23 protein-coding genes and 1 riboswitch are annotated in these 23,246 nt (G+C 43.3%); of the genes, 9 read left to right on the plus strand and 14 right to left on the minus strand.

Annotated features, from left to right (window positions below; all coding sequences use genetic code 11):
* Nucleotides 1-133: 133 nt before the first annotated feature.
* From BMX30_RS17415 to BMX30_RS17425, 3 genes are all read right to left on the minus strand, one after another.
* Nucleotides 134-898, minus strand: a complete 765-nt coding sequence (locus BMX30_RS17415; protein ID WP_090748684.1) for a tyrosine-protein phosphatase — start codon at nucleotides 896-898, stop codon at nucleotides 134-136.
* Nucleotides 899-1,010: 112 nt separating this feature from the next.
* Nucleotides 1,011-1,712, minus strand: a complete 702-nt coding sequence (locus tag BMX30_RS17420; protein ID WP_090748686.1) for a CpsD/CapB family tyrosine-protein kinase — start codon at nucleotides 1,710-1,712, stop codon at nucleotides 1,011-1,013.
* Nucleotides 1,702-2,451 (minus strand): YveK family protein, encoded by a 750-nt coding sequence (locus tag BMX30_RS17425; RefSeq protein WP_090748688.1) that lies wholly within the window; start codon nucleotides 2,449-2,451, stop codon nucleotides 1,702-1,704. Before BMX30_RS17425 ends, BMX30_RS17420 begins: the two co-directional genes overlap by 11 nt.
* 202 nt (nucleotides 2,452-2,653) lie before the next feature.
* Between BMX30_RS17425 and BMX30_RS17430 the strand changes: the two genes are divergently transcribed.
* Nucleotides 2,654-3,460 carry an SGNH/GDSL hydrolase family protein gene (locus BMX30_RS17430; protein ID WP_090748690.1) on the plus strand — a complete coding sequence of 269 codons (807 nt, stop codon included), beginning with the start codon at nucleotides 2,654-2,656 and terminating at the stop codon, nucleotides 3,458-3,460.
* A gap of 59 nt (nucleotides 3,461-3,519) precedes the next feature.
* On the opposite strand, the gene BMX30_RS23620 is transcribed toward BMX30_RS17430, so the two are convergent.
* Together BMX30_RS23620 and BMX30_RS23625 are read right to left on the minus strand one after the other, a co-directional pair.
* Nucleotides 3,520-3,660 carry a hypothetical protein gene (locus BMX30_RS23620; protein ID WP_170843925.1) on the minus strand — a complete coding sequence of 47 codons (141 nt, stop codon included), beginning with the start codon at nucleotides 3,658-3,660 and terminating at the stop codon, nucleotides 3,520-3,522.
* Nucleotides 3,661-3,679: 19 nt separating this feature from the next.
* A riboswitch (cyclic di-GMP riboswitch) is annotated at nucleotides 3,680-3,764 on the minus strand.
* Nucleotides 3,765-4,217: 453 nt separating this feature from the next.
* Nucleotides 4,218-4,373 carry a YwzD family small protein gene (locus tag BMX30_RS23625; RefSeq protein WP_170843926.1) on the minus strand — a complete coding sequence of 52 codons (156 nt, stop codon included), beginning with the start codon at nucleotides 4,371-4,373 and terminating at the stop codon, nucleotides 4,218-4,220.
* Nucleotides 4,374-4,562: 189 nt separating this feature from the next.
* On the opposite strand from BMX30_RS23625, the gene BMX30_RS17435 reads away from it, so the two are divergent.
* Complete coding sequence (locus BMX30_RS17435; protein ID WP_090748692.1) at nucleotides 4,563-5,627, plus strand: C40 family peptidase; 1,065 nt, start codon at nucleotides 4,563-4,565, stop codon at nucleotides 5,625-5,627.
* Nucleotides 5,628-5,999: 372 nt separating this feature from the next.
* A complete protein-coding gene (locus tag BMX30_RS17440; RefSeq protein ID WP_090748694.1) occupies nucleotides 6,000-7,058 on the plus strand; it encodes a zinc-dependent alcohol dehydrogenase family protein in 1,059 nt (352 codons plus the stop codon).
* Between the two features lie 60 nt (nucleotides 7,059-7,118).
* Here the strand turns inward: BMX30_RS17440 and BMX30_RS17445 are convergent, their stop codons facing one another.
* The 6 genes from BMX30_RS17445 to BMX30_RS17470 all read right to left on the minus strand — a co-directional run bounded on the left by BMX30_RS17445 (nucleotide 7,119) and on the right by BMX30_RS17470 (nucleotide 13,916).
* On the minus strand, nucleotides 7,119-8,501 hold the full coding sequence (locus tag BMX30_RS17445; protein WP_090748696.1) for an L-cystine transporter: 1,383 nt from the start codon (nucleotides 8,499-8,501) through the stop codon (nucleotides 7,119-7,121).
* 363 nt (nucleotides 8,502-8,864) lie between these two features.
* Entirely contained in the window at nucleotides 8,865-10,307 is a 1,443-nt protein-coding gene (locus BMX30_RS17450; protein WP_090748698.1) for a DUF4179 domain-containing protein, read from the minus strand.
* Nucleotides 10,304-10,819 carry a sigma-70 family RNA polymerase sigma factor gene (locus tag BMX30_RS17455; RefSeq protein ID WP_090748700.1) on the minus strand — a complete coding sequence of 172 codons (516 nt, stop codon included), beginning with the start codon at nucleotides 10,817-10,819 and terminating at the stop codon, nucleotides 10,304-10,306. The genes BMX30_RS17450 and BMX30_RS17455 overlap by 4 nt, the downstream gene beginning before the upstream one ends.
* Nucleotides 10,820-11,122: 303 nt before the next feature.
* Nucleotides 11,123-11,833: a hypothetical protein gene (locus tag BMX30_RS17460; protein WP_090748701.1), complete on the minus strand. Its 711-nt coding sequence runs from the start codon at nucleotides 11,831-11,833 to the stop codon at nucleotides 11,123-11,125.
* Nucleotides 11,834-13,440: 1,607 nt separating this feature from the next.
* Complete coding sequence (locus BMX30_RS17465; protein ID WP_090748704.1) at nucleotides 13,441-13,626, minus strand: hypothetical protein; 186 nt, start codon at nucleotides 13,624-13,626, stop codon at nucleotides 13,441-13,443.
* A gap of 14 nt (nucleotides 13,627-13,640) precedes the next feature.
* A complete protein-coding gene (locus BMX30_RS17470) occupies nucleotides 13,641-13,916 on the minus strand; it encodes a hypothetical protein (RefSeq protein WP_090748884.1) in 276 nt (91 codons plus the stop codon).
* Between the two features lie 154 nt (nucleotides 13,917-14,070).
* Between BMX30_RS17470 and BMX30_RS17475 the strand changes: the two genes are divergently transcribed.
* The 4 genes from BMX30_RS17475 to crcB (BMX30_RS17490) all read left to right on the plus strand — a co-directional run bounded on the left by BMX30_RS17475 (nucleotide 14,071) and on the right by crcB (BMX30_RS17490) (nucleotide 17,418).
* Nucleotides 14,071-15,423: a TrkH family potassium uptake protein gene (locus BMX30_RS17475; protein ID WP_090748706.1), complete on the plus strand. Its 1,353-nt coding sequence runs from the start codon at nucleotides 14,071-14,073 to the stop codon at nucleotides 15,421-15,423.
* A gap of 652 nt (nucleotides 15,424-16,075) precedes the next feature.
* Entirely contained in the window at nucleotides 16,076-16,591 is a 516-nt protein-coding gene (locus BMX30_RS17480; protein WP_090748709.1) for a dihydrofolate reductase family protein, read from the plus strand.
* A 93-nt stretch (nucleotides 16,592-16,684) separates the two neighbouring features.
* Nucleotides 16,685-17,062 carry a fluoride efflux transporter CrcB gene (gene crcB, locus BMX30_RS17485; RefSeq protein WP_090748711.1) on the plus strand — a complete coding sequence of 126 codons (378 nt, stop codon included), beginning with the start codon at nucleotides 16,685-16,687 and terminating at the stop codon, nucleotides 17,060-17,062.
* Entirely contained in the window at nucleotides 17,059-17,418 is a 360-nt protein-coding gene (gene crcB / locus BMX30_RS17490; protein WP_342028083.1) for a fluoride efflux transporter CrcB, read from the plus strand. Before crcB (BMX30_RS17485) ends, crcB (BMX30_RS17490) begins: the two co-directional genes overlap by 4 nt.
* Nucleotides 17,419-17,440: 22 nt before the next feature.
* Here the strand turns inward: crcB (BMX30_RS17490) and BMX30_RS17495 are convergent, their stop codons facing one another.
* Nucleotides 17,441-17,920 carry a hypothetical protein gene (locus BMX30_RS17495; RefSeq protein WP_090748713.1) on the minus strand — a complete coding sequence of 160 codons (480 nt, stop codon included), beginning with the start codon at nucleotides 17,918-17,920 and terminating at the stop codon, nucleotides 17,441-17,443.
* 195 nt (nucleotides 17,921-18,115) lie between these two features.
* Between BMX30_RS17495 and BMX30_RS17500 the strand changes: the two genes are divergently transcribed.
* Complete coding sequence (locus BMX30_RS17500; RefSeq protein WP_090748715.1) at nucleotides 18,116-19,129, plus strand: DUF3231 family protein; 1,014 nt, start codon at nucleotides 18,116-18,118, stop codon at nucleotides 19,127-19,129.
* A gap of 55 nt (nucleotides 19,130-19,184) precedes the next feature.
* On the opposite strand, the gene BMX30_RS17505 is transcribed toward BMX30_RS17500, so the two are convergent.
* Together BMX30_RS17505 and BMX30_RS17510 are read right to left on the minus strand one after the other, a co-directional pair.
* Nucleotides 19,185-20,507, minus strand: a complete 1,323-nt coding sequence (locus BMX30_RS17505) for an efflux RND transporter periplasmic adaptor subunit (protein ID WP_090748716.1) — start codon at nucleotides 20,505-20,507, stop codon at nucleotides 19,185-19,187.
* Nucleotides 20,508-20,525: 18 nt separating this feature from the next.
* Nucleotides 20,526-21,188 (minus strand): hypothetical protein, encoded by a 663-nt coding sequence (locus BMX30_RS17510; RefSeq protein ID WP_090748718.1) that lies wholly within the window; start codon nucleotides 21,186-21,188, stop codon nucleotides 20,526-20,528.
* Nucleotides 21,189-21,476: 288 nt separating this feature from the next.
* Between BMX30_RS17510 and BMX30_RS17520 the strand changes: the two genes are divergently transcribed.
* The gene (locus tag BMX30_RS17520) at nucleotides 21,477-23,120 is read left to right on the plus strand and encodes an SWIM zinc finger family protein (RefSeq protein ID WP_090748722.1); all 1,644 of its coding nucleotides are present in this window, start codon (nucleotides 21,477-21,479) and stop codon (nucleotides 23,118-23,120) included.
* Nucleotides 23,121-23,246: the final 126 nt, after the last annotated feature.

Below are 23,246 nucleotides of genomic sequence, written 5' to 3' on the forward strand. Positions count from 1 at the left end.
CTCCTAACCATTAGAAAACAACAACCAATTCCATTCATCTACTAAAGATGAAGTTAAACCAAGCAATCCTCTTAAAAGGAACGAAGTTCCTTCAAAAAAGGGAACGAAAGTTCCCCACCCGAATATCTCAAACTCAAAATATCCCCAAAAACTTTCTGCGCTTCACCCGTTGAGGCTCTTCCCTAAACACATTCATCCCCTCAACAAGCAGCTCCGCATTCTCTCTATATAAATAAACCATATCAATCCCGTACAATTTCTCCACCACATCATAAGCCTGCCGCAAATGAAACCCACGACTTGTGACGTTATGAGCATCCGAAGCAATAAAATGAACAAGATTCGCTTCAATCAACTGCTCTGAAAAACTCTTAATCTTCTTCCCGAACTTGCCGCATAAACTCCCAGCTGTAAGCTGTGCTAACGCACCTTTTTCAACTAGTTTGTATAGCAACTCTGGTCGCTCATGGATCTCCCGGTTGCGCTCCGGATGAACAATCACCGGAATCAATCCCTTTAACTGTAGGTCAAACAGCATCTTCTCCGAATACCTAGGCACGTGGTCCGAAGGAAGTTCGACAAACACATAATTGGTATCATTTAACGTCATGATTTGCCCACTATCAAAATCTTCTAACAATTCACCGTTGATTGCCGTCTCTTGTCCCGGAAGGATTTTTAGATCAATCCTTTCCTCTAGCAATCTCTTATTCAACTCCGCTACCTTCGCCAAAACATTCTGTTTCGGATTCAAATAGCGACCATTTTTATGGTGTGGGGTTGCAATGATCGTTGTGATTCCTTCTTGCACGGCCAATTTAGCCATCTCAAGACTATCATTGTCCGTTTGCGCGCCATCATCAATTCCTGTAAGTATATGACAATGCAAATCTATCATTGCGAACCTCCATTCACCAGCTGTCGAAAATTGTGTCTTTTACTATGCTACCATCGACCCATACCTAGGTCAAAGGGTGTATTTTGTCGTAATATGTCGAAAGTCACACTATTTATTTGCCATAATAATAGTAATAATCCGAACTTTCTAGTTTCTTGTGATTTAACACCGCACCGAGTAATTTTCCCTTCGCAGATGTTAATAGTTCTTTCGCCTTAGCTGCTTCTTCCATTTCCGTCTTGCCACTATAAACAACTAGCACACTTCCATCACATAAATTGGCAAGTACCTGTGCATCAGTTACCGCAAGAATCGGTGGCGTGTCAAAAATGATGATGTCATAAGACTCTTTCGCTTCCTTTAAGAAACGATTCATGCTTTTTGAGCCCATCAATTCAGCAGGGTTCGGCGGAATCGGTCCACTTGTTAACACAGATAGATTGAATACATCAGTCGGATTCACTGCTTCATTCATTGGAACCTGACCAGCAAGAACAGTCGTTAATCCAAATGTATTCGTTTGGTTAAACGTATAATGCATCGTTGGTTTCCGTAAATCAGCATCAACCAATAGTACCTTCTTCTCCTGCTGCGCGAACACAACCGCCAGGTTGCCTGCTGTCGTCGATTTCCCTTCCATCGGACCGGCAGAAGTAACCATTATGACTTGGACATCATCATCGACAGCAGAGAATTGAATATTCGTTCGAATCGTCCGATATTGTTCAGAAATCGGTGACTTCGGGTCAATCGAAGTCACCAGTTTTCGTCTGTTTTCTGCTGTCGGCTTGTTTGCTTTTTTCTTAGGACCCAAATGTCTCACCTCTTACTTTTGTTTTACGTGCATGGCGTCTCGCCTTAGCTTCTTCCATCTTCGACTCTTCAATGACAGAAATAACTCCTAGAATTGGGAGCTCAAGCAATTTCTCTACATCCTGTTCATTTTTCACCGTGTTATCCAAATACTCTAATAAGAAAGCAAGTCCAACACCGGCCATTAACCCGACCACTAACGCAATTGCGATATTTAACAGTGGCTGTGGTTTAATCGGCGCTTGCCCTTCTCCAACCGTTGCTTTTGCTAAAATACTAACGTTGTCGACATTCATAATATTAACGATTTCAGTTGAAAATACATTTGCGATTGTATTCGCGATTTCTGCCGCCATTTTTGGATCCTCATCCTGTACGGAAATATTCACTACTTGTGAATCCGCTTCGCTACCGACGGTAATCTTCCCGTTAATCTGAGTGGCCGTTAATCCAGTTCCTAATTGTTCTGCAACGATATCAAGAATCGCTGGACTTTTAATAATGACATTATAAGTATTGATTAGTTGTAAGTTTGTTTGTAGCTCATTCGTATTCAACATTACCTGATCATCTTTCTTTTGATTCACAAGTAGCTGTGTAGATGCCTGATAAATCGGCGTTAGAAAGAAAAAGCTAACTACTCCAGAAATAATCACAGCGGTTAATGTAATCGCCAGGATTAAAGCCAAGCGTTTTCTAAGCGTCTGTAGCAATTCTTTTAAACTAATTGTTTCTTCCATTGAAATCCTCCGCTCTTTTTCTACAAATCTCTAAGTATTATAGCACAACAGCTTGTAAAAATTGCCGTTTATTGTCATAATTTTAATGAACTTGTCATCGCGTTCTTGCTATACTCATTAAAACTGATTTGAGCACATTTTTAAAGGGATATTCAAACATCCCATAATTTACATTTAACTGGAAGAGAAGGGGGACATTCTTATGAAACGTTTTCTTGTCACACTACTCGCCATTGGTTGCGTTGCCATTCTCATTATTGGCAACAAACACTGGAAGGAGAAAACCTCCGTATCGGCAGAGAAAGTTAAACAAGAAGTCATAATGAAAGATGAAGGACAAGCAAAAGAAGATGTTAAGGAAGAAGAAAAAGTAGATACCGAGCAGCTACTCAAGTTTGCGAGTAACTGGCCAGCAAAAGCGAAAGACAGCTATCAGCAGGCATTAGTAGATGGCCAACCATTCACAATTCTTATTGCTGGTTCATTATCACTAGGTACCGAAGACAACAGCTGGAGCCAATTAGTAAAGAAAGACCTAGAAGAAACTTATGGTGACACAGTTAATGTCGTTGTAAAAACATATAACCATACATCTGCTTCCTTTCTAACTGATAACAAACTAGCAGAGCTTATCGCAGAAAAGCCAGATTTGACACTATTAGAACCATTTACGTTAATGAACAATGGTAACGTAAATGTTAGTGTAGCGCATCAACATATTATGGAGATCGCATCTGGGTTAGCTGACAGTAATGCTAATCATGTGTTGGTCCTGCACCCAACGAATCCTCTTTATCAAGCAAACTATTATCCAATTCAAGTCGATTCCTTACAAAAGTTTGCTGAAGCAGAAGCTATTCCTTATCTAAATCACTGGACCGCTTGGCCAGACCCCAACAGCGAGGAAATACAAGACTATTTAATCGGAGAAGGTTCGGAAACGAAACCTAGTGAAAAAGGTCATCAACTGTGGGCTGAGTATATAGTAGATTATTTTATTGCCAAGTAATACATAATGAAAAGGAGCGTTCCATATGGGACGCTCCTCTTTTACTTATTCATCTATTCTTATAGTTGGTTTGCTAGAAATGTCATGGCTGTGCTCACTACCGCTGTCATGATAATCAGCGAAATATACAGGAACATTTTGTCCCGCTTTTTCTTTCTCATTCTTTCCTCTGGGGTCATAAAATACGAATTTGACATCATTTTTTCTCCTTTTCGATATGATGGTAACTGGCTAGCCTTGCTAATAAGCGGAGGCCCCTATAGCTTTGCGTCATCACCTTTCAGTGATTTTGCCTTTAGGTGTTACAAATACGATTATAATCCCGTACAGAACAAAAGAAAAGGTAGAATTGTTGGTTTTTGTATATTTATGTCGAATTCATTTCAAACCTGGAAGGGCTCTTGTGTCTTTTGGCTGCCCTATGTTGTGTTTGAACAAGGAGTGGTTGATTCCGCTCCAGGCGCTTGCTTTCCGCGGGGCGTGCGGTGAGCCTCCTCGTCGCTGCGCTCCTGCGGGGTTTCACCTGTCCCGCTGCTCCCGCAGGACACTGAATGACATCCTTGAATAGGCCCACGCACGAAAAAATGTGCAGTTCATTTTCGAGGAGTCAAGCGCCCTCCGCTACAATCAACCGGTTTCGTCCAAAATTCTCATTCACAAGAAACAATCAAAACAAGAATCCACTAAAAGCAGCTTTTCTTTTAAATAAAGTTCCAAAAAAGGGCAAAAGAAAAAAGGCGTGAATCCACGCCTTCATCTACTTCGCTATAACTCTTCTTATATCAATCTTCAAATCTTCTAATAACCGTTCGACTGTGATCTCTTTCTCAGACATCCCTTTTTCATAGGTACGCTTGAGGAGATTAAAGAACTCATCTTGTTTGTCACTCATATCAGACATTTCATTATTCAATAGCTGTGTCCTCCGTTATAATTCTGACATTATTCTATTAAATTTGCAGCGATTTGTAAATCCTTTTCCAATAATTACTTCTCTTTCTCACGATTTTGTGACAATTATCAGAATTTTTATATCTACTATTTAGGCTATATGATAGAATATTGATAGAAAACAACGAGAAAAAGGAGTGATTTGAAAACAATGAAGAAAAAAGTCACCACCATCGCCACGGCCGCGATCCTGTCATCGGCATTCGCCACAACCGCCTTTGCTGATACCTACACCGTTAAAAAAGGAGATACGCTCTTCGAGATCGCGAAAAGCTACTCCACAACCGTCAGTGAACTGAAAAGCCTTAACGGTTTATCGTCGCACATCATTTACCCAAACCAAAAGCTAACCGTCACCAAAACGGCTGCGGTAAAACCTGCCGAGTCAACACCATCTACCCCAGCACCAAGTAGCACGACAACTACAACAAACAGTACATATACGATTGTCAGTGGTGACACATTAAGTGCCATCGCCAATAAACATAAAATTTCACTTAGCAATCTTAAAAGCTGGAACAAGCTGACTAGTGACTTAATCTTCCCTGGACAAAAGCTGATTGTGTCTGATCCAAGTAAGTCACAGACTTCAGCACCTGCAACAGGAACAACTGCTCCAACAGCACCTGTACAAACGACTGTACCAGCTCCTGCAACCGAGACAGCAACAACGGTTTACTATACCATCAAGTCCGGAGACACATTAGGCAAGATTGCCAACCAGTACAACATGACAGTTACGGAGCTAATGAAATTAAATAATCTTTCTTCCCATTTAATTTATGCAGGGAAAACGCTAAAGGTTTCTGGCCAAGCTAGCACACCTGAAACCGTGAATGAGTCCGCTCCTTCCAATAATGCTGAAAAGCTAATTAAAGAAGCTAAAGCCTTACTCGGAATTCCTTATGTATGGGGCGGAAGCACAGTCAAAGGCTTTGATTGTAGCGGATTCATTTTCTATACTTATAACAAAGTAGGCAAAGGCTTAATCCGCACGAATGCAGAAGGTTATTACAACCGCTCTTTTTATGTGGACAAGCCCCAACCGGGTGACCTAGTATTCTTTGAAAATACCTATAAAAAAGGAATTTCCCATGTCGGCATCTATCTCGGCAATAATGAATTCATCCATGCGGGCAACGACGCCGTTGAAATCAGCAGCCTAAACAATACTTACTACAAAAAGCATTTCAGCGCCTTTAAGCGGTTCTATTAAGCTCTAAATCTTTATATCTTGTGAAGCACCTATCCTTGGTGCTTCTTTTTTATGGAAAAAATCGTAAGATTTTTAGTACAAGCATTCTAATCTTTTTCCACGCCTCATATCCTCTTTTTAGAGGAAAAAATTTCAAATCCAAAAAGGCGGCCTACCTCCAATGTAATATACAACCTCACCAGAGACAAGCTCCTCTAATCTATTCAACGAGAACATATTCGTATCATTTACACCATTGTTGTCGAATTGTTTGTGTAAGCGTTTATCTAGTTTCTTCTATTAAATACCTATATATCTTTCCAACCTAGAAAACTCATTTTAAGAACCACCATTATTTATGATGGCTCATATAAAGTTAGGGGGAATATCATTATGAAAGCTTTAGTTTTAGAGGAATTCAAAAAACCTTTAGTTGTCCGGGAGATGCCCGATCCAGAGTGCTCACCAGATGGCGTCATCTTAAAGGTTGAAGCCAACGGCGTCTGCCGCAGCGATTGGCATGCCTGGCAAGGAGACTGGGATTGGATTGGTATTGAGCTGCCACTTCCACATGTATTAGGCCATGAGTTCACCGGCGTTATCGAAGAAGTCGGCAAGAACGTGAGAAACTTCAAAAAAGGCGACCGCGTCATCGTTCCTTTCACAATTGGCGATGGCACTTGCCCTTATTGCGTCAGCGGTCATCATAATATTTGCGAAAACATTCAAATGCCTGGATTCACCTCATGGGGTGGCTATGGCCGCTATGCCCATGTCCCAAGTGCAGACACCAACTTAACCCAGCTACCGGAAAACATCAGCTTTGTCGATGCCGCCGGAATGGGCTGCCGCTTTATGACCGCCTTCCATGGTGTCACCGACCAAGCGCAGGTTCGTGCTGGCGAATGGGTTGCCGTCCATGGCTGTGGCGGTGTCGGTTTATCGGCGATTCAAATTGCCACAGCGTTAGGAGCCAACGTTATCGCTGTCGACATCGGTGATGACAAGCTTGATTTCGCCAAGCAATTAGGGGCTGTTGCAACTGTAAATGCTAAGTATGAAAATGCTCCAGAAGCAATCCGCGAGATCACCAAAGGCGGTGCCCCTGTCTCGATTGACGCCTTAGGGATTGCACAAACATGTCAGGCTTCGGTTTCAAGCTTACGGAAGCGCGGCCGTCACTTACAAATCGGTTTAACAACAAGAGCCGAAGAAGGCATGATTCCCCTGCCAATTGACTTAATTGTTCAATACGAAATCCAGTTAATCGGCTCACTCGGCATGCAGCCATCGCGCTATCCGAATATGTTGTCCATGGTCGAGAAAGGCAAGCTAAACCCAGGAGCACTCGTTACGCAAACCATCTCGTTGGAGGAAGCCCCTCGCATTTTTAACGAAATGGATAGCTTCCAGAATCTTGGGGTGACTGTGGTTGATAAGTGGGATAAATAATCTATTTTTATCACAAAAAGGGTCAGGCACGCGCTAGGCATGCCTGACCCTATCTTTATCTTACGCTTCAACTACATCTTTCCGCTCATACACTTCTTCTTCAAATTCACCCGTAATCCGGCTTGTTAAGATACCTGTTGTCATACTACCACTTACGTTTAATGCTGTACGTCCCATGTCGATTAATGGCTCAACTGAGATCAATAGACCAACGATTGCTAATGGAAGATCCATCACAGATAACACAATTAGTGAAGCAAACGTTGCCCCGCCACCAACACCAGCAACACCGAATGAACTAATCATCACGACAAGGATGAGCATTAAAATAAATGATGGGCTTGCTGGATTGATTCCAACCGTAGGCGCAACCATTACGGCTAGCATCGCTGGGTAAATTCCGGCACAGCCATTTTGACCAATCGTTAAACTAAATGGTCCTGCAAAGTTAGCAATTCCCTCAGAAACACCAAAATCTTTTGTTTGGGATTTAATGTTCATCGGCAGTGTTCCCGCACTTGAACGAGACGTAAAGGCAAACGTTAACGTTGGTAAGCCTTTTTTTACATATTGAATCGGGCTTAGCTTTGCCATTGCAAGCAATGCTAAATGAACGATAAACACTAAAATCAAGGCGACATAAGAAGCAATGACGAATTTCCCCATGCTGACAATCGCTTCATAATTACTTGTTGCTGCGACCTTTGTGATCAATGCTAAAATTCCATATGGAGTTAATCTTAATACTAGCGTGACGACCCTCATAATGATCGCATAGAAGGCATCAATGATTTTCGCAAACATTTCTGCTTGCTCAGGTTGTTTCCCTCTAATCCCAAGATAAGCAACGCCAAGGAATGCTGCAAAAATAACGACCGCAATTGTTGAAGTTGGACGAGAACCTGTTAAATCAGCAAATGGGTTAGCTGGAATCATTTGTAGGATTTGTTGTGGGATTGTCATGCTTTCAACCTCAACGGCACGGTCCACTAACTGCGCATTGCGGTTCGCTTCTGCTTCCCCTTCGGTTAACTGCACGCCATCAAGACCAAATCCTAGGGTTGTGCCAATGCCGATGGCCGCGGAAATCCCCGTCGTTGCAAGCAGAAGTCCGATGACAAGAAAACTAATTTTCCCAATGTTCTTCGTTAACTTCATCTTTGTAAACGCACCGACAATCGAAATAAATACAAGCGGCATAACAACCATTTGTAGAAGTTTCACATAGCCGCTACCGACAATGTTAAACCACTCGATCGTCCCCGTTGTGATTTCTGAAGCCGTACCATAAAGCAAATGAATAATATATCCAAAGATAATACCTAAACCCAAACCAGCAAAAACACGTTTTGAAAACGAAACATGCTTCTTCTGCATAACGAACAATCCAGCCGCCAACAATAGGAAAACAGCGATGTTCACAATGATAAGAATGGTGTTCATGCATATCCCTCCTCTAGTAAGTTATTTTATTATGAAAATACTGGGTAATATTACAACTATAATTCCGATGTGTCAAGTCGGAAATACCGAATGGGGACGGTTCTGCTGCTTCCGTCTGCGACGGAAGCGCAAGAACCGTCCCCTTGCTTTTCACAATTTAGACACGATTTTTTCAATAACTTCGGAGAATCGATCAATAACTTTGAAGAATCGATGCATAACTTTCTAGAATCAATCCATATCTTGTAATAATCAATGCATAACTTGTTCCTCCCTTGCTAGATATCGCCGAAAAATGACCGAAGGTCAGGCGCGCTGACGCGCATCTGACCTTCGTATCAATCTTTTTTATTCAAAATCTCATTAATCTTGCGGTAACTCCACCGTAAATGGTGCTAATTCCTTCGTTCCGTTGAAGCTGTAGAAGTCCATTTGTAACACGGCGTCTTCCAATGAGAAGTTTTTATACCGTTCTTCCCCTTTTAAGTCAAAGACCGCTTGGAACTGGTGATTGTTTTTATCAATTACCTTCACTTCGTTGCGGGTAATGCTATGTCCCTCTGGGGGGACTGGGTTTTCTGGATCTATTTTATCAACAAAGTCTTTGTCTACTAAGGTAAACGCATAGGACAAGTTATGGTGAATGATCTCGAACTTATGGTTGCTCATGTCTTCTGCTAGCCCTTGGAAGTGATAATCAAGAATCAGCTTGTCTCCTTCTTGCTTCACACTGTGTACCTCGATCGCTAAATCGGTTCGTTCACTTTCTAAGGTGAAGCTTGAGGTAGTTAGCTGTTGCTGAACGGTTGGGTCCGCGATTGAAACCTTTGGATAGAAGGTGATCGCTTTTGTTCCTTCGGCAATTTTATCGATTGATATACGGAGCGCCTGCTGATATCCTTCATCCACTTTGCCGCTCGATAGTCTTGTATTATTTGCGTGATTGAATAAGACTGTTCCGTTCTCATCCATTGCTTTACCTAGGTCAATATGGTCGCCTTTAAAGGTCGAGATGGTTTCAAAAGTCAGCGTCGAAGTAGCCTCTGCATGCTTTAATTCTTTTATTGTAATCATGACACCGTCGTTGTCGTAAGACTGTGATTGGTTGATGACGAGTGCCTTGCTTTGCTCTTGGGTGATTGGGACATTGAAGTTCCAATCGCCTTTGATGCCATTGATGTTATGAATCGAAATTGGTAGCGTGAACTCCTCGCTCATGTCTTTATAAGGATAGTTTAGTTTCCACTGAAAGTCATAGCCAGTTGCTGCTTCTTGTAGGCTTGCGGATTTCCCGTTTAACCATGGGTCGTTGTCGCCCTTGTTGTTTTCGAAGTTGACGTCGAAGCTCACCTCACCGGGTTCGTTATGGTCTTTTGATAGGTCGCCACTGACATTTCCTGTGATGCTAACGACATCGCCATCAAAGTAGACATTGGTCAGCTTTACGGTTATGCCATTTTGGGTGATGGCTTGGTCCAGCTCGGTGACGAGGTTTTGCTCGGCTAAATGCATGCCGATTTTATCGCCGAACTTCTCGTAGATGCCACCTAGTAATGGCGTACTGGCCAACACTTGGTTCATGCCTGGGTGGATGAAGCCGGATGAGAGTGTGATAGCTAGGATTGATGCCGCCGCAATGCCAGCAACTTTTTTGTTTCTTTTATAGGATAGCTGGCGGGTGTCTTTGGTCGGTCTGACATCCTCTATAGCTTCTTGTTTGGCCTTTGCCACTCCCAGCTTCACGCGTGGGTGGAGTTCTAAGGGAATCTCAATCTTCTCTAGTTCTCTCTTAATCTCCTTGCTCATAACAGATCTGCTCCTCTCACTTGAACCCTAAGTTTTGCTAATGCCCGGTAGAGGACCGTCTTGACGGTTCCTAGTGGTAGCTCCAACAGTTCGCTGATGTCTTTAAAAGTCAAATCATTGTAATACTTTAGAAAGACGATGTTCTTTTCCTGCTCGTCCAAGGTTTCTAGTATCTGCTTGATGGTGAGGACCGTCGGGATGTCCTCCCCCTCACTTCCTAACCACTCTGCGTAGTCCTGGTTCAAGTACATGACTTTCTTATTCTTTCTCAGTACATCCGTGGCACAAGAAATCGTGATTTTGATGAGCCACGTTTTAAAGAACCGTGGGTCTCGTAACGTTTGGATATTCTTAAACGCCCGGTAAGCCGTTTCCTGAACGACATCGAGCGCATCCTCTTGGTTCTTCACATACAGAAATGCCATTCGGTACAAATCGTTCTCATATGTTTGAAACAGCGACAAAAAGGCTTCATCGTCACCCTTTTGCGCCTTCTTAATCAACTCAAGCACCCTCGCCACCCCCTTGTTTGTTGGTCAATCTGCCCCTATTAGACGGACTCTGTTGGTGTTTGGCTTTTATTTTAATGGGTTTTTCGGAAATAAAGTGGAAATTAAGGAAAGAGGAGACACGTGGATTTTCGATAAACAACAAAACCTTCATTTGGATAAAGGAAGGTTCATGAACATCTACTACTAGCAAATAATTGATTATTTTTCTTTAGAGCAAAATCTTCTCTGTCCCATTCTTTCTATATTTCCGCCAAAAATTGGAACAGTTTCTCAATATAAAAAAAAGCGCCTATAATAGGCACCTTATTTACGGAACAGGGAAAAAAGCCAGTCCCACTGTTTTTCTTTCGGCTTATGTATCGCTACTTCCAAACGTTTATTAAAATCATTTTGAGAGCGCCATTCTTGATCGTGATCAGCGCGCAATCTTTGAATTTCCTTTTGTAAGAAGTCGTTTTTCTCTTTTTCTTGTTGCAACAATATGTCGTAATGTTCCTTTTCCTGCTGAGCTAATTTCTCAATTTTCACTTGAGTTTTTTGTGCTGAATTTCGAATATTAGCACCTAAGTCATGATGATCTTGCTGGAGCCTAGAAACCGTTGTTTTTAGTTGAGTCAAATCATTTGATATTTGGACATTCATTTCACGTGTGGCTGCGAGCTCATTGGCTAAAAAAGATAACATCTCTTTTAACTGATTTGGATCACTGGGCAAGGTTTCAAATGTATCGGGTATGGCAACTTCGATTTCTGTTGAACCTTTCAATCTATCTTTTTGTTGAATAACAAGCTCTTTCGCCGCATCCTCAAGGGGCCTATCCGTATCGCGTAACGCTATAAGTACTTCTATGTCGGATTGAACAAAGCTACGACGATCGCCCTCTTTTAAAAACTCATACCCGTTCTTTTCTAGAATTTGGGCATATTTCCGAACAGTCGGTGTTGCAATCCCCGCCTCTTCTGCCACCTCCTTAGAAGAGAAAGATCGTTCATACGGTTGAATATCGCTTCGCATATCGCGCCTCCTTTTCTACTAATTATGAGGGTTTCAGCAGAATTTGCAAGAGGCATATCGGCTAGCGATACGCAAAACAATAGAATGTCAGCCAATATCAGCTAGTGTTTATACGCGATTCGTAACCTTCGAAACGCGCTCTGAAGCTTCCATATCGGTCAAGCTTGTTACCTACTTAGTTGTCAGTTCCTTTTGCACGTCAGATTTAATTGCTGGACTGACTCTGCAAAGCAACCTCACGATGAGGTTGTTATCGTTGTTTATTATATTGCATGGCGATACGAGCTTTACAGTTGCCTATCAACCTCTTTAAACATGATGGACCTTAGAACAATTCATATCGTATGGTGATACGATATGTATAGGAAGCTAATTAGCCCTCTCTCAAAGTCTTTAGCCGTATCGGCCAACGATACAAAACAAACACTAGCAACGTTACCATACCTAGACAGGCTTTTTGATCGCAACTCGGAACCTGTTCTGATACATCGATATCGGCAAATAAATTGCCTCCATTTTACTTGACTACAGTCCTTTGAACCGTCTCTTATTTGAATACTGGATCTGCAAAGCATCTCTCTATTCCACTTAGTTAGTACGGCTTTTGTTTGCCATATTGCATGGCGATATAAACCTTCACAACCTAACAACCTCTTAGAATATTCATATCGTATGGCGATACGATACGCCATTAGCCCTCTCGCAAAGGTCTTTAGCCGTATCGGCTAGCAATATGAAACTTAACACGGGCACGTTAGTCCTACTAGACGTGCTTTTTAGCGCTACTAGAAACCTGCTCTAGTACATTGATATCGCTCAAACAAATTAGCCTTCCGTTTTACCTGAGATACAATTTTTTTAACAACCTCACGTTGAACGATGGAACTGCAAAGCAATCTCTTAATTCTCACTCAGGTACAATATTTGTTTGCCATATTGCATGGCGATATAAACCTTTACGATCACCTAACAACCTCTTAAACTTGAACGGTTTTAGATAATGCACAATGCATATCGGGCGGCGATATGAAACACAAGAAAGACACCCAATTCCTCATATACTTAAAGGCTCCCTGAATACTTTTACGTGTGAAATAAAAGACAAAATCAGCTAATTATTTCCTTGGAAATGCAAACTTCGACATTTCATATGTTTTTCTTGGTGAGAAACTCCGAATATTATAATGACTATTCCACCAAGTTAGCGAATGAAATAAAAAGAAGCCTTTCCCCTTTAGAGGATTAGGCTTCTTCGTATCCATTACTACATGCGTTGAAAGCAGGAGGACCTTCCCTAAAACGACCGGGACCCTTTGAAAAAGAGGAAAATGATTACTAGAATAATTGCCCCAACAAATAAGAACGGTCCGACACCTGTGCTATACACAAAATAGATTCTAAGATTTTTGATTATGCTTATGACAACATAAATGATTAAGAAAGCGGACAATCCGCCTATGATCGGCAAATATTTGTTTCTTCTTCTCAAAGCAATCAGCACCTTTATAGAAGCTTTTCACGGGTAAGAAGGAGACAACTAAGGACTTATAGCTCGTTATACCACACACTATGTTCGATACATCTTGTATTATTCTGAAATTGTTTATTTATTTTGACCTAGTGTTCTTCCGATGGACGATTTTCTCGATAATAAACACGCCAAGGGCCACTAATACTAGTCCTAAGCTGATGAGAGCTTGTATGTCTTCACCCAAGGGAACGGCGTTTTTGAGGAGCATGATGAAAATGACTATAAAATAGAGATTTAATGCGTTTTGGGCGATTTTTTCCATCGTCTTCTCCTTGGTTATTTCTTTGTTTTTAAGTCATCGATGTACTGTTTTCCCTCAACTAGGCTTAGGCCGAACGCTCGGCGTGCTTCTCTGATCGCCTCGACTTCCTTGCCCTCTTTTATGAGCTTTCGCAGCTCCTTATTCACCGGTGGTTCTGGGAGTTTTACCTTGTCTGAGAGTTGGTTGATTGTGTAGGTCATTGCTTGAATGCGGTGCTCGAGTTTGCTTATTTTAAATAGTAAGTAAACCACTAAGGCCAACAAAGCAATGTCGATAATTGAAATGTTCATTTTTAGAAAACACTCGCTTTCCATTTAGTTCTTTTCCCTAGTTTACCATATAAGCATGGGGACGGTTCTCTTGCTTGAAAACAGGCTTTCACATTTCTACTTATGGGCTTATAATGATGAACATACTTAGCGCTTCTAAAGGAGTTCGTCTACTATGTCCATTTTGAAATTGAGGATCGAAAATTTGTCGCCTTCTCAATTGATTGTGTCTTTTTACATTATTGCTGTCTTGATTTCGGTGGGTTTGTTAAGTCTACCAATTACGTTAAAGCCAGGTGTCGAGTGGGAATTTATTGATGTGCTGTTTACCGCGGTTAGTGCGATTAGTGTGACGGGATTAGCTGTTGTCTCTACGCCTGATACGTTTAGCACAACGGGGATTTTTATTTTGATGTTTATCCTCCAATTTGGTGGCATTGGTATTATGACTCTAGGAACCTTTTTTTGGTTGCTTTTAGGAAAGAAAATTGGTTTAAAGGAACGGCAGCTTATCAAGACGGACCAGAACCAGTCGAGTCTGTCCGGGCTTGTGCGCCTAATGAAAAATATCTTGCTTATTATTGTCGCGATTGAGTTGGTTGGTGGGTTAATTTTAGGGACATATTTTTTAACTTACTTCCCTACCTGGCAAGAAGCCTATTTGCAGGGGATGTTTGCCGCTGTTAGTGCGACGACGAATGCAGGCTTTGATATTACTGGTCAATCGTTGATCCCGTTTGCGCAGGATTATTTTGTGCAAACAGTGAATATCATTCTTTTAACCTTAGGGGCGATTGGATTTCCGGTACTTATTGAGTTGAAGGATTATTATCTATCTAGAAAAACACGGAAAATTTTCCGTTTTTCCCTTTATACGAAGTTAACCACGACGACATTTTTCGGGTTAATGGTCTTTGGTACGGTTGCGATTTTACTATTAGAAATCAATCATTTCTTTGCTGATAAAACGTGGCATGAATCGTTTTTCTATGCGTTCTTCCAATCATCGACGACGAGAAATGGTGGTTTGGCAACGATGGATGTAAGTGAGTTTACCAATCCGACTCTACTCGTGATTAGCGTGTTGATGTTTATCGGTGCGTCGCCAAGTTCTGTTGGTGGTGGCGTTCGGACGACAACGGTTGCAATAATCTTACTGTTTTTATATAGCTTTGCCCGTGGGCGCAAGTCGGTGAAGGTGTTTAACCGCGAGTTTGATCCTGAGGACATTCTGAAGTCGATGGCGATCATGTCGACCGCGTTGTTCATCTGTTTTACCGCCGTTGTGCTCCTGTCGATTACCGAGCCGTTTTCGACGATGGCGATTATCTTTGAAGTCGCCTCGGCCTTCGGAACAACGGGTTTATCAATGGGGATTACCCCTGAGCTTAGCAGTGTTGGGAAAATGATTATCATTGCTTTGATGTTCGTTGGGCGGATTGGAATTCTCTCGTTCATTACGATTATTTCCAAGCCAGGACCTGAGGATCGCTATCATTATCCTAGGGAGAAAGTGATTATTGGATGAAGCATGGGGACGGTTCTCTTGCTTCTTCAATTAGATAATAAGGTTAGATGGCCAGGTGCGGTTAGCGTACTTGGTCTTTTTTAGGTGTTTTGGCGGGCTGTTTCGGGTCGGAGAAGTGAGCGGGGCTTCGCATTGAAGATATTTCTAGAGAAGTGGTTTTAAACTTGTTTATGTCCGGAAAATGGTCCAACTCAGTGATGAGCTATGCGGATGAATTCGGGATTTGGTATTGCTTGTGGGTTGAAGGATCAAATGGCAACCTATTCCGCTGTTTTTTACCCGAAAGAGATTCTCTTTTCTTGAAATACCAGGAACAAGGCTCTCCCGCTATCTATTCAGGAGGTTTTAGGCTCTCTTTTTGTACCCTTATAGGTATTTTTTATGAAGACAGTTTTTATTATGCATCGATTCTAGTAAGTTATTGATTGATTCTCGGAAGTTATGCATCGATTCTGGAAAGTTATGCATCGATTCTCAAGAGTTATTGAAAAAATGGTGAACAAATTGTGACAAAGGCTCTTTATGATGCTCTTAATTCAGCCAGATCACCTTAACTATTTTAATCCGAAATCAAAGCAGTATCTTATTCCCAATTTATTTGGCAAAATGGATGTAGATTGCTTTTTTCGTGCGAACAGTTGGGGGTGCTTTTATGAAAATTAGCGTTTATATCGCGGCTAGTCTTGATGGCTTTATTGCGAACAATACGGGTGCTGTGGATTGGCTTGAGGCGATTGAGGGCGATGGGGATAATGGCTATGGGCGCTACTATTCTGAGGTCGATGCGGTGGTGATGGGCCGAAAGACGTATGAGGTCATCCTTGGCTTCGATATCCCCTTCCCTTATCGTGGCAAGGATTGCTTTGTGTTGACCAACCAGTTGACTGGGAGCAACGAAGATGTCACGTTTATCAACGGGACAGTTGATGACTTGATGTCAGCCCTTTCTACTAAGAACTATAAGAAGGCCTGGGTCGTTGGTGGCGGGATGTTGATTTCAGAGCTGATGAATCGTCACTTGATTGATGAATTGATCGTGACCGTGGCCCCTGTCCTTCTCGGCAATGGGATTTCCCTATTCAGTGATATAACTGATTTCCATGCATTAAGGCTGACCGATACGACTCGTTATGGGCAGCTTGTTGAGATGAGGTATGTGGTCAAGTAGACGTTGGAAGCAAGGGGACGGTTCTTTTGCTTCCGAAGCCTTGGCGAAGGAAGCGAAACAACCGTCCCCTTGCTTTAAAGGAGTTATCGATTTATGCAGTTGATTTTAGTTGGTTTGGGTGGTTTTTTAGGGGCGATGGCCCGGTTTGGTATCGGCGAATGGTTGTATATGGAGAATGGCTTTCCGGTCGGGACGTTGTTGGTGAATTTGCTTGGGTGCTTGGCTTTGGGCTGGTTTTTGGCGTTTGCGAAGCGCAAGAAGGTTCAGAGTGAATATGTGCTGCTGATTGGCACGGGGTTTTTAGGTTCATTTACGACTTTTTCAACGTTTTCGGTGGAATCAATCGACTTGCTGACCTCGGGTTCGATATCGGTGGCCTTGTTCTATCTGTTGACGACGATTTTAGCGGGAGTTTTATTGGCGTTTATTGGCTTTAAGATCGGCAGCACCGAGGGGGGCATGAAGTCATGATGAGTTTCCTCTTGATTGGAGTGGGCGGCGCGTTAGGTGCGATTTGTCGTTATTCTCTTGGGTTGTTTGTAGCGGGACGAACGAAGTCAAGCTTTCCATATGGCACGTGGATCATCAATATTTCGGGTTCTATTTTACTCGGGATTGTATTTAATTTACATATAAATGGTGCCGTGGCCGATTGGGTGATGCTGTTCGTTGGGGTTGGCTTTTGCGGTGCCTTTACCACCTTTTCGACCTTTGGGAACGAAATAGTGCAGTTGATCGTTGCAAATAAGTGGAAGCTGGCTGTCGGTTATGTCGTCACTTCGGTGGTCGTTTCATTTTTAGCGGCCTGGGTTGGGTTTCTTTTATAAGCAGTGCAAAAAGACCGATCTTTTAACTAGGGACGGTCCTTTTTTTCATTAAATGGGTGAGGAGTGTTTTTATCATAAAGCTAATGATTATCGCTGGAATGACAAATAGGATTGGTAAAAACACTGGACCCCATTGGACGCCAAAGACAGTCATGGTCTGCGAATACATCACGCCGACCGTCACAAAGTATGCTGAGATGACAAAAGGAAGATATAAAAATGGAGAATGGGCTCCTCCCTTTGCATCCTTATAGGCATCCCACATCGTGAAAAAATACAAACAAGGGTAAAACATCAGCCACTGAATATTGGTTTGATCGATAGCCGTTTGAATATCCCCGTTAAAACTAGCGAAGATGGCGCGGTTAAAATTTGCCTGAACATTCACGACTACTTCTAATAGAATGAAAAAAATCCCTTTAAGAAATTTCCGATTTAATATTTGGCCAAACCCTGGCAGGCCAATGGACCATAGGAGTATTTCTGATGCACTTTTATTCACTTTTTCTCCAACCTTCTCTATGTAATTTATATCGGCATAATAATGATAGTTTCTTTTTAGGCTAGTTTTTCTATTCTTAAGGAAGCATGGGGACGGTTCTTTTGCTTCGGAAGCAAAAGAACCGTCCCCATGCTTACATATTTTGGTCAACTGTTGGAAAGATAAATTTAGGATTTCTGTAGATGGAGGTATGACATGGACCAAGGACGACTGATTAGTCTTACAGCAAGTGAGTTAGCGCCATTGTGGGCGCAATACATGAATGATAGTGCCAGTATTTGTTTTCTTACTTATTATTTAGAAAAGGCTGAGGATGAGGAAATTAAGCCTGTTATCGCCTTTGCCTTGGAGCTGTCACAAAACCATATAGAATGGTTGACTGCCCTCTTTAAGGAGGAAAAGCAGGTGATTCCACATGGCTTCAAGCTGGAGGAAGATGTTGATTTGCAGGCCCCCAAATTGTACTCTGACACCTATGTTCTCCAGTTTCTCCTCCAAATGGCCAAGAATGGACTCACAACTTATTCGGGGGCTGTGACCTCATCAGCCAGAGAGGATATCACCGACTATTTTATGGGGTGTGTATCCGAGACGATGGAGTTATACAAACGGGCAAAGGGAGTTCTGTTATCAAAGGGTCTATTTATTCGCCCCCCTTCTTTTCCGAACCAAGTAAATGTCGAGTATGTAAAAAAACAAGGGTTTGTGTGGGATATATTTGGGGATAAGCGCCCACTCCTTGCCGCGGAGGTCGGAAACCTTTACGCCAACCTCCAACGAAATGACCTCGGAGCAGCGACGCTTACTGGATTCAGCCAGGTAGCAAAGTCCAAAGAGGTGGCGGAGTTCTTCGTTAAGGGAATTGGGATTGCTAAGAAGCATGTAAGGCTGTTTGCTGAAAAACTTGGGGAAGGCGATCTTCCCGCCCCGACTAGTTGGGCAAACGACATCACGGTTAGTACCTCGCAAACCTTTTCCGATAAGCTCATGATGTTTATGACCACGGGAATGATTGGCTTAAGTATCGGGTATTACGGGACCGCGGTCGCTCAAAGTCCACGAGTAGATATCGGCCTCATGTATAATCGATTATCCACCGAAGTACAATTATACTCGGAAGATGGGGCGAATCTCATGATTAAGAACGGCTGGATGGAGCAGCCACCAATGGCCCCGGATCGGGATGAATTGGCGAAGAAACGAAAATGAAGCATAGGGACGGTTCCTCCGCTTCCTTCTCGCGAAGGAAGCAGGAGAACCGTCCCTATTGTTTGCTGAAGCCTACCCAGATGGCTTTTAGCCAGGTCATAGGTGATTCTCGTTTGATTAGGCTGGGGTTTATTCTTAGGAAATCGAGCCGGGTGATGAATGGATGATCTGGGCGTTTGACTTGGTTTGGGTTGGTGATGATGGTTTCGCCTTGTTCTAGTCCTTCGACGATTTCTACTTTGCCGTTGACTTCGAGGCCCATTTTAATTGGTCGGCGCTCGATTTTGCCGGTTCGTGGTAACACATAGACATAGCTGCCTTTTTTGATTTGCTCTTCTGATAGGGTTAAGGCATTTACGGCTTTGTTTGTGACGATGGTAATGTTGACACGGGTGCCGTGGGCGAGTTTCGTATCTGGGTGACGACTTTCTGACGGATGGATGGGTCTTATCTCGGCGGTATTGTCTCCGTCATCGAAGGTGGACTCTGACGCTTCATCCTCCGCCATACCGCTGCTGTCCAATTCAATTTCAAAGGCGAACTCGCTTTCCTTCTCAACGTCTGGCTCATCTTCGGAATGGTTAGCGATGGTCGCCAGCTTGCCTGCGAGCTTGTCGCTCAGTAGATCCGATGTGATATATGCCTCCATCCCCTCTTCCACCTTCGCTAAGTCGGTTTCTAGGAACGTCCCACGAATCTTCGGGGAATCTGAGATGATCGTCATGATCGGATTTTCAAGGTCATAATTGATGTCTTTAACCGTGCCTGTGACCTCGCTTCGGACATCAAGCTCGCTGGTGTCGCTGAGGGTTGCTAGACTGTCCTCATAGATTTCGATATCTGCTTCGAGTTGCCGGATTTCCCGTTCATTATCGTAAATTTCTTTTGCAAGCGTCACTTCGACGAGGGTTTCCGACTGGATCCCAGTGGGCAAGCCGTCTCCACTGACGGGGATGCTTTCCGTTGCTGTTGAGGCGGAAACGGTCTGTAGATATTCTAATTGGTCGATTTGGTCTTCGATTAATGCGACTTCGCGGTTTAGCTGGCTAATTTCGGTTTGAAGCCGCTCGCGGTCGATGGGAGCCTGTGCGGACAGATACTCATAGAGCTCCGTACCGACTGTGACTGGATCGCCTTTTTTTACAAGGAACTGCTGAAAGCCGCCCTGCTCACTAGTAAAATAGACCGGATGTTCCTCGGCAGGGATGACGACCCCGGCTGTTTTTAGCGTTTCGGTCAGGGTCTCGGTTGTCGCCTCGTTCCATGAGGTGATAAATGAAGTTCGATCGACCTTGCTATCTTTGTGAAGGGTCAGGAACACGTTTCCGCTGATCAACAGCGCCCCTGCCACCGCGAGAATGATGGTTCTTTTTTTCATCTAAAATCACCTACCCGCTTATATGATTTTCTCAAACTGGATAAATGAAAACATCGCCGACATCAGCCATAACATGAGGTTAAGCCCGAGCACTAATGCTAGTACGACCACGCGGGATTTCCCGGTTAGAGCGCGGACATACATGTATTGAATTGAGATGGCCCATAGTTTGAAAAGCGTAATGCCGGCGAAAAAGTAGATTAAGAATCGATTATTGGTTAACGATTGTGCAATGGGTCCAAGTGAGAACGGCGATGAGATTTCCGGAATGCCAAGCGTCAAGCCGATGGGAATCATGATCGCTTTTTCCAGGAGAAGAATGAACAACACAAGCATCTGCATAACGATATAGCGATTCAGTTCCGTGTCGGTCATGCTCCAGAACCAAAAGGATGAAAAATAAAGAATCCCTGCTCCATAAAAAAGGCCCCACACCACTTGTCCGCTGACGAATAAAGCTTTTTGTATTTGGAATTCTTCGGATGACATCGTCAGAAATTTCTTCGCTAAATATTCTGAACCCATGCCGAAATAACCACCTAGTCCAAATACCAAGCCGCTGATCAAAATGAAGAGGATGGAATGCTTCCATACCTTCCCCACGGTTTCCGTCGTTCGGAGTTCGTACATAAAATAATTAGGATGGCGCAACCCGCGCATCAGGCGAATTTGAAACATCATTTTGTGACTCCCTCCATCATGCTGGATTGTAGGTGGGTGGATCTTTCGGTAATTGGTCTTGGTTCTTGTTTTGGAAGGCCCAGATGTACGTTTGTTTGCAAGGATTTTTTGTGAAGATATATACAATAACTATTCTTTTTCAACGAGCCGAAATCCTCTATTAATTTGAAATCACCCAAGGACTCCTCTTGCGACCAATAATAGGTTATAATAAAGAAATATGGTTTTTTGGAAGCTTGGGGACGGTTCTTTTGCTTCGGAAGCAAAAGAACCGTCCCCAAAGGAGGAATGAAGGTGGCGATGGTCCCAGAGTTACAGGTTCCGAAGTTGAAGGAGGCGGCGAATGATCTGAAGCGGCTGCTTCGAGCGGAATCTGAGGAAGATTCAAAGGTCGTCCAAAAAGGTCTGATGCTGTATCGGCAGGGTCTTGTCCATCATTTAAAGTTTGTTGGTGGGTCGATTTGGGCGACGATTCAAGATGTGACGCCGGTCCGGGTGTATGTCAGTCTTGCTGATCCCAATGATAGCACCTGTACTTGCCCTGCCTTCGGGTTTTGCCGTCACCGGATGGCTGCGTTTTTCCATGCTTATGATCAGGTGGCGAGTGTGGCTGATTGGGTTGAAGACTGGCGCAAACCGGCGAAGGAAAGCGAACAGGCGGAAAAATGGGGCATGAACAAGGCGAAGGATCTCATTAAAGGACGCCAAGATGACGCGTTTAATTACAAACGTTGGATTTCAGAGTTCCAGCATAGCTTTGAGGAGATTGTCCTTGGGCAAGGAAAGCCGACGCCTTATGTGATTGCTAGTCTGTTTCACGGCTATATGCGACAGCTGCGGGCAACTGCCCCTATTCACCAAGAATGGAAAGCACTGTATGAATTGGTTGGGAATCTTTATGCCTTTAAGCAGCTCACGGTGATGAGTGAGAATCTTGGACATTCTAGCGAAACGGTTGACCGTTATTATCGCTATTTATTTGATACGATCGAAGAAGATATTGAAGACTTGATTGCTTCGTTATCGGTCCATTCGTTGCCGTTTGACTTTGATCCTTTTATGGAAGAATTGAAGAATGAGACGGCGGAATTGATTGAAACCGAAGATCAGTTTAATTTTGAACGAGTGAATCTGTACCGAATGTTTTGGAGCAATCTATTGAAAAAGGCAAGTTGGCGTGATGAGGAACGTGAGCGGCTTGAGAAATTTGGCGATGGGAAACGAACCCAGGCTGAGGACATTGCGCTGGCTCACCAGTACTTTTTGGCACGCCGGGATAAGGATACGCTTGAGCGGCTGAAGCAGCTCGGGCTACATACGCTTCCGTTTATGTTTTATTGGATTGAAGAGCTGACAAGTCAAGGGGACATGCCCCGGGCTGGCGATTTCATTGAGTTTTTGACCCAGCATGTGCGTACCGCGCTTGATCGAATGGACAACCGGCACGAGGCTCGCGATTTTACTCGCTATGCGCTGCGCAATGCCAAGCCTTATTTTCGGTCAGGTGGTCGGGAGGATTTGTATGAGAAGCTGTTGTCGCAGACACTTCCCTATAGCTTTATTGAATATGAAGACTTCTTATTTGCCAAGGGACATTATGATAAATGGGGCGAGCTGTTTACCTATGCCAATTTTGAGTCCTTGTCGGTCCCAAATGACAAGTTGAAGATTGTTCAGAAGGATAACCCCGTTGTACTGCTACCGATTCTTCATCAGGCTGTCGATGGGCTGATTGCTCAAAAGAACCGGTCTAGCTATAAACAAGCCGTCCGATTATTGAAAAAACTGCGGACGATTTATAAAAAATTAAAGCGCGTTCCCGAATGGGAAACGTTTTTCAAGAAACTCCTCGACCGCAACAAACGCCTCCGCGCCTTCCACGCCGAATGTGAGCGTGCCAAGCTGATTGAGCCGAAGGTGGTAGAGGAATAAACTGGGTGGAGCGGCGGCGGTGGCACCATCCAGGAAAATGGATATTTTGTTTGACTGGAAATCTGCTGGATGGTGCCTGGCACCTACCAAAGTTTTACCAACTTGAACAAGTGTAGAAAGGGGCGG

Origin of the sequence: Mesobacillus persicus (assembly GCF_900109925.1) — a bacterium.
In the GTDB taxonomy this organism is placed as follows: Bacteria; Bacillota; Bacilli; order Bacillales; family Cytobacillaceae; genus Mesobacillus_B; species Mesobacillus_B persicus.